Below are 11,341 nucleotides of genomic sequence, written 5' to 3'. Positions count from 1 at the left end.
ACCGCGAAAAACATAACGGGGGATCGGAGCCATGGCGCACCAGCGGCTGCACGCGCCGGGCAACCCAGTCCTTCCACCAGCGAATCCCGACGCCCCTTGGGGCCGGCCGCAAAGACGGCGGCCGGCGCCCGTCGGCCGACGCCCGGTCGGGCGGAGCCGACGAGCCTCCCGCGAGGGGCCTTCCCCTCGAACAGCGTGACATCAGGGACGACTTCGGATGAGCCAACAGCGTCCCTCAGTTGCCACCGCGCACGTTCGTACGCACGCGACCTGGCCCAGGGTGTGGCCTCGCCCGACGCATGGCGGTCACCGACTGACGATGGGCGGCGTCCGTAGTAGTCGGTTGTTGTCACGGTACCGCTGTTGCTCTTCCCGCCTTGGCTTGGTGGGCTTGAAGTTCCTGATGGACCGTGGTCGGCCGGACCGGCTGCGGCATCGGGAGCTTGTGCTGTCCGGCGGATCTCGCCGGGTCCAGGCCGTCGGCGGGATCCGGGCGCACTGCGCCCTGCACCCTCAGGGCCTCGATTACAAGTTCTCCACGGAACCTGACGGCGGCCGCTGCGGCCTGGTGTTCACCAAGGCCATAGGGTGCTGTGTGACTAATGGAGAGTGTGACCCGTCGGGCGATAGTGCCTGTCCGGCACAGGTCATGGGCGGGGCCCATCTGCGGCGTTCTCCGTGCAGGACCCCTCGGGAGGAACCGCACGCCGCCCGGTCCGTTGCTCAGGCTGCCAAGTTGCGGCATGCTGCGGTCTTCGGTTCTGCTCCGCGATCCGTTCAGTCTTCGTGATGATTCGGTAGTTGGTAAGGGAGAACTCCGGTCCATGGGGGATCAGTTCAAGACAGATACGGATCAGCTGGGGGAGTTCCTCAAGACTCTCGAGGGTTGCGTCCGGGATCTCAATGAGGCGCGTTCCGCTCTCGAGCACGTCCGTGCCGACCAGATCGGGACGAGTCGGCTCGATGAGGCGTGTGACGGATTCCAGGAGCGTTGGAAGCACGGATCCGAGCAGACCAAGAAGATGATCGAAGCTGTCAGTGAAGGCGTGAAGTCCAACAAGAAGGGTTACGAGGAAGTCGAAGAAGCACTGGAGAAGGTGCTCAATCAGATGGCGAAGAGCACCTCGGGCAAGGGGGCCTCGAAGTAATGGCGACGAACCCCTACCCCAATCTCGGCTGGAACCCCGTACCCGGCATTCCCACAGAAGTGACCTCGCTGCAACGGAAGGTCGCCTCGGCGGCGACCGCGTTGGACACCTGCCACAAACAGCTCCAAAGGCTGCTCGGCGAGAGCAGTTACTGGCAGGGTGATGCGGCAGAGGAGTTCCGCAAGGCCATCGACGGCGATCTGCCGACATACATCAAGAACGCCGCACACTCTCTGCAGAAGGCATCAAACCAGCTGAAGAACTGGGACGGCCATCTGACGTCCAACCGCGAACTGGCGCAGAAATACGACGCTGACGCGGGGGAGAAGAAGTCGGCAGCCGCGAAGGCCAAGGGAGCGTACGAGCAAGCAGGGCAACACCCGGACCTGAAGCTCGCCGGCCAGCAGTTCCCCAGCCAGGCCGAGGCCGACGCGGCGACGGCGCGGCTGCGGGCGGCCGAGAAGAGCATGAACGAGGCGGCCGCGTCGCTGGAGAAGGCCAACGCGGCGTACAACGATGTCACCCGCAAGGCCAAGGAGCTGGAGACTCAGCACGCAGATCAGGCGGAGATCGTCGCCAAGGCGCTCGACGGTGCCACGGACAAGCTGGCGCCCAAGGAGCCGGGTTTCTGGAGCAAAGTCGGGGACATCATCAGTGGCACCTGGGATTTCCTCAAGAAACACGCGGGAACGATCGGTGCTATCGCCGGGCTGCTGGCCCTTTTCCCCACGCCCCTTGCCCCGTTCTTCGTCGGCATCGCGATCGGCGCCAGCGCGCTCTCCATGGGCAAGAACCTCTCCGACGGGAAATTCCGTGGAGATTTGATGTTCCAGGGGAGCGGGATGGACGCTTTTTCTGCTTGGGCCTCCATTGGCGGCGACGTCCTCGGAATGGTTCCGGGCGCGAGGCTTGTGGGCGCGACAGCCAGAGAGATCGGCGATGGACTGCAGATGGCCAGAAGCATGAATGTGTCTCCGACCATGGTCGAAAAGGTGACCGAGTTCGGCAGAGAGTTCGGTACGGGCTACATGACGGCTGCCAGGGAGGGGTCCTATGGCATGTGGCAGGCGGCCGGCGAGAGTGCCAGGGGGTCCGCCAGGCTCATGGGCGACATCACCGCCAACGGTCTCAACGTCGCGGCGAACAGCGTGACGTCGATGGAAGAAGAAGGCATGCTGCCGAAGGAAGGCGCGTCTCACAACGCCGCTGAGGACACAAAGGCTGCTGTCGGAGCGTATGGTCTCGCCAGGCTGCGCGGTGTCCTGTGACGGAGCCGAAGCCGGATTTCTGGTACCTGATTCCGCACGGCTACGTTCCGCTGGATCTGAACCCCCCGCTCGAGCAGATCGAATCGCTTGTCCAGCAGGTGCTCAGCCTGCCCGACGAACAGCGTGACCGCGCGGAGCGCGTCTTGCGCTTCTACACCGGCATCATTACCTCGATGAACGCGCAGGACGCGCGAGTTTGCCTGTTCGGCATGCATCCGGATGATCAGGGCGGCCCCACCTTTTCGGTGGTCACGTTCTCGACGGTCCAGGCATCCGGCGGCCACGCGAAGCTGGTCATTGCCGGTATGGCGGGAACCGCTGCCGACTCATCGGAAGAGGGCCTGCGCCCGCTGGAGCTGCCCGTCGGCCTGGGCCTGCTCGCCGAGGAGAAGCGAAGCATGCCTGTACCGGGGCCCCCGCCCGAGGGAAGCGACGACCCTCGCGTCGAGACCGTGTGGCAGGGTACGGTCGCGCTTACCTGCCCCGGCAACTCCGACATCCTCGTGCTCCAGATGGTGACGCCTGCTGTCGATCTCGCCGATCACTACCGGGACATACTGATCGGTGTCGCACACACTGTCTCGTTCACCGACCCGTCGCTTCCGGAATCGGCGGGGGATGCCACGGACGGGGATCCGGAACCGGGATCCGTGGCTGCGATGGTGAGGAGCGACTTCGGATGACAGACCAGCCGGTGGCCCCGGACGTCGAGCAGGTACTGAAGTCCGGCTATCGCCGGCTCTACAGGCTTCTAGCTGCACGTATCACCGTCATTTCGGTACTGGTCGGTGTGCCGATCTGGTTGAACAGGTCCGGCGCCGAGGCAACGTTCTTCCTGGCCCTGCCTCTCGTCGCCGCGATGGTCTTCTTCGTGCTGACGGTCTACCGCATCAGGTGCGGAGTGCGTCTCGTGCAGTGTGCGAGGGTGCTGCGCCACTATCCGCTCGAGTTTCACACCCGGGTGGTGAAGAAGAGCGTGCTTCACGCCGAATATGCCGACGTGTACACGCTCCGGATCTCGAGTCGGGGTGAAAGCGGAGCCGCCACCATGCTGGCCATCAACGCTGCGGGAAAGCGCCGCTGGCCGGGAGGTGTGGAGAACGGCGCATGGTTCGCGGGTGACTTCGCTTTCGGCGGCGTACTGGTGGTGCCCGGCAACGAGACGTTGCTGTTTCTCAACCCGGAGGACTGGGAGAAGTCGGCCAAGAGGCGCGCCGAGGCTGGCGCTGAACGTATCGCACGCGCGGAGCGGGCGGGGCTCGACAAGAGGAATTGGAAGCAGCCCATCATGTGGTACGGCGGGTGACCGCTGTAGCGCGTCAACGGCACCGGGTGGCCGCCCCGCGGAGGGGCCCGGTGCCGTCGCCTTGAGCCGGTAGTCTGCCCGGGCCCGGCGATGGATCAGGTCGGTGCCCTCTTGCGGGAGGGCAGGAAGATCCAGACCATCAAGCTCTACCGCGACATGACGGGTGCCGAGCTGCTGGAGGTGAAGAACGCCGTTGAGGGCATGGAGTGCCAACTCTGAAGCGCCGCCGTCGCTTGACGGGAGATACTTCGGGTGATCACAGGTGAGGAGAAGCGAGATGGCCCAGCAACCCCGGAACCCCCAGGGGCCCAACCCCGACCGTGGCGTGTGGGACGAAGCGCTCGAGCCGGAGCAGGTCCGCTCCCTGAACTCCGCGCTGCGCAAGCTCGCCGACGGTGGCGGCGCGAGCAGGGAACTGCAGGACACGGCGAAGAACTTGCTGTCGGGCCGCCTGTCCTTGCGTGAGGCTCTGGACGACCCGTCGGCCGCCCGTGCCCTGGGCAGCGGCCTGGCGTCCCTGCGTGGCCAGTGGGAGTCGCTCTCCGAGGAAGAGCGCGAACAGATCAGGCTCGGTGAGGCGACTCCGGACGGCACCGGCGCCCCTTCGGAACCGAATGAGCCCCGGCGCTCGGAGGGGCAGCCTTCCGAGCCGCGGAAGAAGGGACCGGCGCGGCACAGCGGTGGCTTCTCGTTGTACTGAGCCCGCGGGCGTGCCCCTGGGAACGGTCGGGCAGGTCGGCGATCGTTCAGAGACGGACGGATTCGACTGCGGGGCCGTCGTCCAGGACGAGCCGACGGCATGGGCTGTTCCCGGGTCCGAGTGTTACGACGCGGCCGTACCGCCCGCCGCCTGAGCGACTAAGCGGTACGGGTCGGCCCGCCGTACGAGCAGGAGAGCCGTCAAGGGAGTCCGACGACTAGAGTTGTGGATCATGGACATAACGGTGCTCTTCATTCTCGTCGTTCTCGTTCTCGCGCTCCTCGGGGCCATCGATTCCAAACTCCGTCGTACGGACCGCAGAGTCGCCCGCCTCGAGCGGCATCTCCAGCTCGTCATGGAGCACCTTGGCGTCCGTGACGGCGACCCGGAACTGGGACAGGTTGCCGCCCTCCTGCGAGAAGGGCACAAGATCAAAGCCATCAAGCTCTACCGCGAGATCACCGGAGCCGACCTCGTGGAGGCCAAGACCGCGGTCGAGCGCATGGAGGGCGGCGTCTGACACGCGGTGCGAGCCTCGTTGCGATCAGGCGGTATGTCGATGCGGCTCGGGCGGTGGCCCGATGTCGTCGTCGTCCCATTCCCTGCCGAGCGCCCGGCCGGCCTCCAGCAGCGCCTCGCGCGTCCGTGTCGCGATCTCGAGCTGGCGGAAGTCCCGTCGAATTCGCGGTCGGGGCTGCGACGGGGCGCATCGGCCGGTACGTCGTCGGCGTGCACCGGAATCTCCGACGCCCGCTCGTGTGGTGGCAACAGCCGTTGCACGCAGAAGAGTTCTGGGACCTGCGTGACGGCGTTGCGGGGCGACCCGAGCCATTGGCGCGACGCTGCGTGCACCGGTCGGCTTGCCGCCCAGGAATCGCTTGCCCGCTGCGTCCCTAGGATGGTGTCCCGCCGAGTGGTGTAGCAGCGATGTCTGCGTAGCCCCTGGTTATGGGGCTGCCGTCGCGTAACTCGCCCCGTGGCCAAGCTCGTTGAAACGAGAGGTGGCGCGATGGCCTTGTCCCAGCATGACTTACTGCGCCTGATGGAGTCACTGCGTACGGCGGACGGAATCGAGTTGATCAGGGTCCTGGTCCAGCGGATCCTGCAGGAACTCATCGAAGCCGAGGTCACCGCCCACACCGGCGCCGAGCCCGGCGAGCACACCAAGACCCGCACGACGACGCGCAACGGGCACCGGAAGAAGGTGCTGACCACGCGGGCCGGGGACCTGGACCTGGCGATCCCCAAGGTCCTTACCGGGTCGTTCTTCCCGTCGCCGCTGGAACGCCGACGGCGCATCGACCAGGCTCTCTACGCGGCCATCATGGAGGCGTACGTGCAGGGCGTGTCCACCCGCAGTGTGGACGAGCTGGTCAAGGCTCTGGGCGGGGACACCCGGATCTCCAAGAGCGATTTCTCCAGGATCTGCGGCGACCTCGACGCGGAGCTGGGCGTGTTCCGCACCCGGCCCCTGGACCACATCCGCTTCCCCTACATCTACCTGGACGCCACCTACTGCAAGGCCCGGGTGAACCACCAGATCGTCTCCCAGGCCGTGGTCATCGCCACCGGCATCACCGAGGACGGCGGACGCGAGGTGCTCGGGCTGATGGTCGGCGACAGCGAGACCGAGGTGTTCTGGAGCGAGTTTCTGCGCTCGCTGCGCGAGCGGGGTCTGACCGGGGTCCGCCTGGTCATCGCCGACCACCACAGCGGCCTGGTCAAGGCCGTCCGCAAGGTCATGCTCGGGGCCGCCTACCAGAGGTGTCGCGTTCATTTCCTGCGCAACGTCTTCGCGGTGATCCCCAAGGACGCCGCGGAGATGGTGGCCGCGACCATCCGCACGATCTTCGCCCAGCCCACCGCCGAGGCCGTCCGCGCCCAGCTCGACACCGTCGCCGACATGCTCGGACGACAGTTCCCCAAGGTCCAGGCCATGCTCCTGGAAGCCAAGACAGACCTCACCGCCTTCGCGGACTTCCCCGAGCGACATTGGAAGAAGGTCCAGTCGACCAACCCCCTGGAGCGGGTCAACCGGGAGATCAAGCGCCGCGTCGACGTCGTCCAGATCCTCCCCAGCTCCGACGCCCTCGAACGCCTCACCACCGCCGTGCTCATCGAGATGCACGATGAATGGATCGCCTGCCCCCGCCGCTACCTCCCCGAAGGCAGCATGGACACGATCTATCCGCCTGAAGATCAACCCGACACGGTTACACCACTACAGGGGACATGACCGCGGGTGGGGAGCCCGACGGCCGGCAACAAGCGCCGGGTGCGGCCGGAGGAGCTGCGGTGGCAGTTCCAGAACCAGGGTGGGTCGGCTCTCGGGCCGACCGCGGGCGTGCGGTGCGGCAGGCTCGGCGGATGTACTTCCTGTTCGCGGTCGGCGTCGCGGTCGTGTGCTCGGTGCTGATGGTGGTGCGCATTGTTGCCGGCGATGGCGTCGGCCGTTGGCTCGCCTTCTACGCCGGCGGGTCGCGGATGGCGCTCTGGGCGCGGTCCTTGCGCGCCGGGGGCGCACTCGGGGGGCCATGGCCGCAGCGATGGTCGGGGTCATCTGCGCGAGGTTGGGGGACAACCCGACGGTGGCGTGACTTCGCTCGAGCGCTCACAAGTTCCGCACAGACCCGTACGACGGCCGCTGCAGCCTCGCCTTAGTGAAGGCCATAGGGTGTTGTGTGAATAACGGGGAGGGTGTTTCGGAGGGTGAGCGTGTCGCTCGTTTGGGCCTGCACGCTCAACTCCCTTGCAGAGCGGCCGAGTTGTTGGCTCGCTCATGCCCGCGGCCGGCTCGTGCCAACACGTACTCCCTCACACGGTGAATCATGCGAGAGGGAAGTTATGTCCTATTCGGCGCCGCCCGGAAGTCCGGGCCCTGCAGGTCCTTACGGGGCACCAGGTCAGCAGGCCGGTGGTCCTTATGGGGCACCGGCCCATCAGCCCGGGTGGTACCCGCCTGTGCCACCGCCACCCGACGACCCTGGTGGCGGTAAGGGCTTGAAGACGGCCGTTATCGGGCTCTTGGTCCTGGCGTTTGTCGCTGTGCTCGGTGTCGGCGGGTTTGCTGTGTACAAAGAGGTTGGTGGGGGTTCCCTGCCCGGCGCCGAAGGGTCGGGGGACGACTCCGAGCAGGTGCTGAGCCAAGAGGACATAGCCAGTTTGCTCAACGGGCGCACCCAGGCGCTGAAGAGCGGTGACGAGGACGAGTACCTCGCTCCCTTCCACGGCGAGGCGAAGGAGGAACAGCGCAAGATATTTCGAAATCTGCGCAAAGTGCCTTTCGCCGAGGCCAAGTACATGGTCCTCCAGCAGACGGGCGACGGTTCGGATGAATACGGATCCGATGTGAAGCTCGCTCTCGATGTCGCCTTCGTCCACCAGATCAAGGGCGTTGATGTACGCCCGGTCTCCGAGTGGTACCGGTGGGAGGTCGAGCGGGACTCCAAGGAAGCGGAGCCGCGCATCACCGGCGTGGGCGGTTCGCCGTCCGCGTATGGGATGGCCACCGCGGTCTACTACCCGGCCCCCTGGGACCTTTACGACGACATGTACGTCAAGCGTGAAGAGCACACGGTCACGATCGCGGCGAAGAAGAATGCTGCCGCTGCGAGTCGCTACGCGCCGATCATCGAGCAGGGGGCGAAGGCCGATCTGGAACTGTGGAAGTCGAAGGCCCCCGCGGTTCCCAATACTCCGGAGGGCTTCCTCGTCGTCGTCGAACCTGACCGGAAGACGTACACGAAGCTTTACAACAATGGTGGCCTGGACGTTGGCTGGGATGCCGGGCAGAGTGTGCCGATGCCGGCCTTCAATGAGGGTTACGGCGCCAACGAGGAGGACAGGCTCGAATTCGGTGGCGCGCGTATCAAGATGGACGCCTCGTCGGGGCGCTTCACGTCGCCTGCGTGGAGGCGCGGCGTTGCGGATATCTCGCGTCATGAAATAGCGCACGCTCTCGTCCAGCCACAAGACAGCGGCTCCTACGCCTATAGCGAGGACAAGAGCCTCCGTTCGTGGGTTGTCGAAGGGTTCGCGGAATACGTCACGAACCGATTCGACAGAGAGCTGGGGGATCAGGGCGTTCGGGATGCCCTGGCAGGCCAGGACTTCGACGGAGAGCTGCCCGGAAGCGACTTCGACAGTGACGCCAATCCGGTCAGCATGAACTATGCCCTCAGCTACCTCGCCATCCGGTTCATCGCCGAGAAGGGCGGTGAGGAGGCGGCCTTCGAGTTCGTGGTCGCCCACTACAAGAAGCCCACGGAACTCGACCAGCAGCTGCGGAAGGCCGTGGGCATGGGCGAGAGCGAATTCCAGACCGCGTGGGCCCAGTACGTCAGGAGCAACAGCCGATGAGCACCAACGGACCCGTGCCGGGCACCGGCCCCTATGGGCAGCAGCCGCCCATGCCGCAGCAGCCGCCCATGCCGCAGCAGGCTCCCGTGCCGCCTCAGCAGCAGCCGTCTGAGCCGCAGCCGGGATACGGCTATCCGCAGCAACAGCCCACGCCGGCACCGCAGCAGGGCTATGGCTATCAGCAGCAGCCGATGGCGCCCCAGCCCCAGCAGGGCTATGGCTATCAGCAGCAGTTCCCCGGGGCTCCCGTTCCGGCAGCGCCGCCGCGTAAGAAGAAGACCGGCCTGATCGTGCTGCTGGTTCTCGCGCTGGTCGTACTCGGTGGGGCGGGCGGCGCCGCGTGGTACGTGCTGGCGGCTGCTCCCACCGAGCCGTTGTGGAGCGTGGAGGGGAAGACGCAACAGGACTCGGGTACGGGCCAGTCGGAGGTGGACGGCACTTGGTTCACCGAAAAGGCCGTGGTCCAGACCGCGTCCGATGGGGTGAAGGCCTATGGACGCGACACAGGAAAGAAGCTGTGGGCCACAGCGCTGCCCGGCGCTGGTAATGAAGCATGCCTCGCTCCCTCCGTTTCTGATGGCGGCATCGGGATCGTTGCCTATGGCGCCTCGGGTGTGGGTGGGGCCCCGGGCGATTGCAACAACGTTGCCGCGTTCGACCTCAACTCCGGCAAGGAGCTGTGGCACCGAGGCTTCGCCGGCAAGGAGCTGAGCGTGGCCCGCACCGGTCAGGTGGTGGTGGTCGGTAGCAAGAAGGGGCAGGTAGCACTGAAGGCGGCCGACGGCTCCGTGGCCTGGGATGTGAAGAAGCCGCCGACGGACGATTGCGGCACGGGCGCGTTTACCGGTGGCAAGAACCTGATCAGCCAGGTGTCGTGCAGCGAGGGAGATCCGCTTGAGGGCAACCAGAAGAAGTGGACCCAGGTATCGCTGATCGACCCTGCCACGGGCAAGGCTGAGTGGACGAAGAGGTTTGGCGAGGATGAAGTCGATGTCGTCCTCAGCAGTTCCCCGCTTGTGATCAGCGGATACGAGGGCGGCTTCGCACTCGACGAGAAAACAGGTGAAAGACGAGGTGCGTTCCCGGATTTGGAGGAGAAGTACCTTTTCCACCTTGGGGACAACGGCGGCCCGTCCCATGAGGCCGCAGGGTTCGGAAACATCTTCGTCATGGAGGTATCCGAACGTGACGTGCCGGGCGAGGACAATGCGTTGGTTGCCTATGACTTGGACAGCGGCAAGGAACTGTGGAAGTCAGAGACTTCGGACACGATTCACTTCACTCCGCTGAGGGACACCGGTAGCGAGCGGCCGCTGGTGTATGTCACTCAGGCCTTGAAGAAACCGAAGCTGGTGGAGTTCGACCCCAAGGATGGTGCGATGAAGACAGTCGCCGAGTATCCCGAAGAGGTCTACAAGGAAATGAGCGTCTGGACTCGGCCGTATTGGAACAAGGGCACGCTCTACGTCTCCGGAACCGGCAGCACCGTCGGCCTCGGCGGTAAGGCGTACTCACTCATAGCGTTGCCGACGACCGATTCCTAGCGACCTCCGAGGCGAGGCAGCCATCGGTGCCTGTCTCGCCTCGTGCCGTGGGGCATCGTTTCGTCGCAGATCCTGGAGAAATCGCTCTTGGAGATCCGGGTGTCCCCGCCCAGAGCCTTGACCAGCTCGTCCACACTGCGGGTGGACACGCCCTGCACGTACGCCTCCATGAGGGCCGCGTAGAGAGCCTGGTCGATGCGCCGTCGGCGTTCCAGCGGCGACGGGAAGAACGACCCGGTAAGGACCTTGGGGATCGCCAGGTCCAGGTCCCCGGCCCGCGTGGTCAGCACCTTCTTCCGGTGCCCGTTGCGCGTCGTCGTGCGGGTCTTGGTGTGCTCGCCGGGCTCGGCGCCGGTGTGGGCGGTGACCTCGGCTTCGATGAGTTCCTGCAGGATCCGCTGGACCAGGACCCTGATCAACTCGATTCCGTCCGCCGTACGCAGTGACTCCATCAGGCGCAGTAAGTCATGCTGGGACAAGGCCATCGCGCCACCTCTCGTTTCAACGAGCTTGGCCACGGCGCGAGTTACGCGACGGCAGCCCCATAACCAGGGGCTACGCAGACATCGCTGCTACACCACTCGGCGGGACACCATCGTCCCCAGCATGTCGAAGTGGCCCCACTCCCGCTGGAACGCCTCCAGGAGACCCCACCGCGTATGGCTCGGATCGTTCAGGCGCTTCGCGAACCGCGGTAGTCGACGACCATGGTCGCGTGCTGTCGATGGCTGCCGGGCAGCGCTTCGTCGTGCACCGCTTCTCCTCGGCTTCATGATTCCGCGGCCGCACGGTCGCGCGGTAATGCCTTCTGAACGCCTCGATGGTCAGCCGCGGCGGGTAGTTGGGCACGAGGGCGATCTGTCCGTTGTCCTTGGCGACGACAACGTTGCTGCCCCCCCCGGGTCCCGCGGGGCTGCGGGAAGACGGCGTACACGACGTATCCCATGTCGAACTCCTCGACCCGCATGGGTGCGGAGCGGACGGGACCGGAGGATCCTGTGAACTCATCGGGTTCC

At 65.6% G+C, this 11,341-nt stretch carries 11 protein-coding genes; 10 read left to right on the top strand and 1 reads right to left on the bottom strand.

Annotated features, from left to right (window positions below):
• Positions 1–824: 824 nt before the first annotated feature.
• The 10 genes from J7E91_RS32275 (at position 825) to J7E91_RS32235 (ending at position 10,325) form a co-directional block, all read left to right on the top strand.
• On the top strand, positions 825–1,148 hold the full coding sequence (locus tag J7E91_RS32275) for a hypothetical protein (protein ID WP_214910455.1): 324 nt from the start codon (positions 825–827) through the stop codon (positions 1,146–1,148).
• On the top strand, positions 1,148–2,416 hold the full coding sequence (locus J7E91_RS32270) for a putative T7SS-secreted protein (RefSeq protein ID WP_214910454.1): 1,269 nt from the start codon (positions 1,148–1,150) through the stop codon (positions 2,414–2,416). The genes J7E91_RS32275 and J7E91_RS32270 overlap by 1 nt, the downstream gene beginning before the upstream one ends.
• Entirely contained in the window at positions 2,413–3,099 is a 687-nt protein-coding gene (locus tag J7E91_RS32265) for a hypothetical protein (protein ID WP_214910453.1), read from the top strand. Before J7E91_RS32270 ends, J7E91_RS32265 begins: the two co-directional genes overlap by 4 nt.
• Positions 3,096–3,722 carry a hypothetical protein gene (locus J7E91_RS32260; RefSeq protein WP_214910452.1) on the top strand — a complete coding sequence of 209 codons (627 nt, stop codon included), beginning with the start codon at positions 3,096–3,098 and terminating at the stop codon, positions 3,720–3,722. Before J7E91_RS32265 ends, J7E91_RS32260 begins: the two co-directional genes overlap by 4 nt.
• Positions 3,723–3,812: 90 nt before the next feature.
• Positions 3,813–3,941: a hypothetical protein gene (locus tag J7E91_RS36910; RefSeq protein WP_285439161.1), complete on the top strand. Its 129-nt coding sequence runs from the start codon at positions 3,813–3,815 to the stop codon at positions 3,939–3,941.
• A gap of 58 nt (positions 3,942–3,999) precedes the next feature.
• The gene (locus J7E91_RS32255; protein ID WP_214910450.1) at positions 4,000–4,422 is read left to right on the top strand and encodes a hypothetical protein; all 423 of its coding nucleotides are present in this window, start codon (positions 4,000–4,002) and stop codon (positions 4,420–4,422) included.
• A 232-nt stretch (positions 4,423–4,654) separates the two neighbouring features.
• On the top strand, positions 4,655–4,942 hold the full coding sequence (locus J7E91_RS32250) for a ribosomal protein L7/L12 (RefSeq protein ID WP_214910448.1): 288 nt from the start codon (positions 4,655–4,657) through the stop codon (positions 4,940–4,942).
• A 489-nt stretch (positions 4,943–5,431) separates the two neighbouring features.
• Positions 5,432–6,658: an IS256 family transposase gene (locus tag J7E91_RS32245; protein WP_214910446.1), complete on the top strand. Its 1,227-nt coding sequence runs from the start codon at positions 5,432–5,434 to the stop codon at positions 6,656–6,658.
• Positions 6,659–7,422: 764 nt separating this feature from the next.
• Positions 7,423–8,781 (top strand): hypothetical protein, encoded by a 1,359-nt coding sequence (locus J7E91_RS32240; protein WP_214910444.1) that lies wholly within the window; start codon positions 7,423–7,425, stop codon positions 8,779–8,781.
• On the top strand, positions 8,778–10,325 hold the full coding sequence (locus J7E91_RS32235) for a PQQ-binding-like beta-propeller repeat protein (RefSeq protein WP_214910443.1): 1,548 nt from the start codon (positions 8,778–8,780) through the stop codon (positions 10,323–10,325). The genes J7E91_RS32240 and J7E91_RS32235 overlap by 4 nt, the downstream gene beginning before the upstream one ends.
• Here the strand turns inward: J7E91_RS32235 and J7E91_RS32230 are convergent.
• Positions 10,322–10,804 (bottom strand): transposase, encoded by a 483-nt coding sequence (locus J7E91_RS32230; RefSeq protein ID WP_374224813.1) that lies wholly within the window; start codon positions 10,802–10,804, stop codon positions 10,322–10,324. The two genes, J7E91_RS32235 and J7E91_RS32230, sit on opposite strands and share 4 nt — an antisense overlap.
• Positions 10,805–11,341 lie beyond the last annotated feature (537 nt).

The organism is Streptomyces sp. ISL-99 (assembly GCF_018614005.1).
Classification (GTDB): Bacteria; Actinomycetota; Actinomycetes; order Streptomycetales; family Streptomycetaceae; genus Streptomyces; species Streptomyces flavidovirens.
This window is presented reverse-complemented; position numbering and strand designations above follow the sequence as displayed.

What these genes read in the sequence shown, in the direction of transcription:
- J7E91_RS32275 (WP_214910455.1), top strand. Translation starts at nt 825, where the DNA reads ATGGGGGATCAGTTCAAGACAGATACGGATCAGCTGGGGGAGTTCCTC.
- J7E91_RS32270 (WP_214910454.1), top strand. Translation starts at nt 1,148, where the DNA reads ATGGCGACGAACCCCTACCCCAATCTCGGCTGGAACCCCGTACCCGGC.
- J7E91_RS32260 (WP_214910452.1), top strand. Translation starts at nt 3,096, where the DNA reads ATGACAGACCAGCCGGTGGCCCCGGACGTCGAGCAGGTACTGAAGTCC.
- J7E91_RS36910 (WP_285439161.1), top strand. Translation starts at nt 3,813, where the DNA reads ATGGATCAGGTCGGTGCCCTCTTGCGGGAGGGCAGGAAGATCCAGACC.
- J7E91_RS32255 (WP_214910450.1), top strand. Translation starts at nt 4,000, where the DNA reads ATGGCCCAGCAACCCCGGAACCCCCAGGGGCCCAACCCCGACCGTGGC.
- J7E91_RS32250 (WP_214910448.1), top strand. Translation starts at nt 4,655, where the DNA reads ATGGACATAACGGTGCTCTTCATTCTCGTCGTTCTCGTTCTCGCGCTC.
- J7E91_RS32245 (WP_214910446.1), top strand. Translation starts at nt 5,432, where the DNA reads ATGGCCTTGTCCCAGCATGACTTACTGCGCCTGATGGAGTCACTGCGT.
- J7E91_RS32235 (WP_214910443.1), top strand. Translation starts at nt 8,778, where the DNA reads ATGAGCACCAACGGACCCGTGCCGGGCACCGGCCCCTATGGGCAGCAG.